General features: G+C 72.3%; 2 protein-coding genes. One reads left to right on the forward strand and one right to left on the reverse strand.

Going from position 1 to position 916, the window contains the following annotated elements; translation table 11 throughout:
- Positions 1-403: DUF2231 domain-containing protein (locus BIV03_RS19710; protein WP_083403420.1), on the reverse strand; the 403-nt coding region annotated here is incomplete at its 3' end.
- 143 nt (positions 404-546) lie between these two features.
- Between BIV03_RS19710 and BIV03_RS12975 the strand changes: the two genes are divergently transcribed.
- Positions 547-916: VIT1/CCC1 transporter family protein (locus BIV03_RS12975; protein ID WP_175475837.1), on the forward strand; the 370-nt coding region annotated here is incomplete at its 3' end.

Raw genomic sequence — 916 nt, forward strand, 5'->3', positions numbered from 1 at the left:
CGACGGCGACCAGCCCGAGCAGCACCGGTCCGACGATCCCGACGGCCCGCACCACGCCGACGCTCGTCACCCGGGCGGTCCCGAAGCGGTGCCAGGCCCACCAGAGCGTCAGGAGCGCGAAGACCGCGATCGACCACGGGAGCATCCCGTCGGCGAGCTCGGTGTGCCGTTCGAGCAACGCGGTCTCCTGCTCGTGGTGCTCCAGCCACTCGCCGGAGGACGTCGCGAGCGGGACGGACACCAGTGCGACCAGCCCGATGACCGGCGCACCGACGGCGAGCCACCGTCGCGCTGCCGGCCACACGGCGACGGCGATCGCGGTGAGGGCCGCGACCGGGACCGCGACGGAGGTGAGGTGGACGAAGAGGGGGTGGAGCGGTATCCCGCCGAACTGCCAGTCCATGTCGGCCTTCCACATCGTGCGCCGATCGACACCGGCGCTGTGGCTCCAGCCAAGCGGTTCCGGGCGCCGGCATCGTTCGAAACCTCACACGAACACGACCCCGCGCTCGAACACGACGGGCCCGACCTGGTTCGATCAGGACCATGACCGCACCTGGACCCCACCCCGGTGAGGCGCACGACGGCGACCTCGCCGCGCGCCTGAACTGGCTCCGAGCCGGTGTGCTCGGCGCGAACGACGGCATCGTGTCCACGGCGTCGATCGTCGTGGGGGTCGCCGGGGCGTCGACATCGGTGCCCGCCATCGCGACCGCCGGGATCGCCGCACTCGTGGGTGGCGCGGTCTCCATGGCGCTCGGGGAGTACGTGTCGGTGAGCAGCCAGAAGGACAGCCAGCGGTCGCTCATCGAGAAGGAGCGCCGGGAGCTGCGAGAGGACCCGGTCGCCGAGCTGGAGGAGCTCACGCAGCTGTGGCAGGCACGCGGGCTCCAGCGGGCGACCGCCGAGACCGTGG

It is taken from the genome of Curtobacterium sp. MCBA15_016, assembly GCF_001865105.1.
GTDB lineage: Bacteria > Actinomycetota > Actinomycetes > Actinomycetales > Microbacteriaceae > Curtobacterium.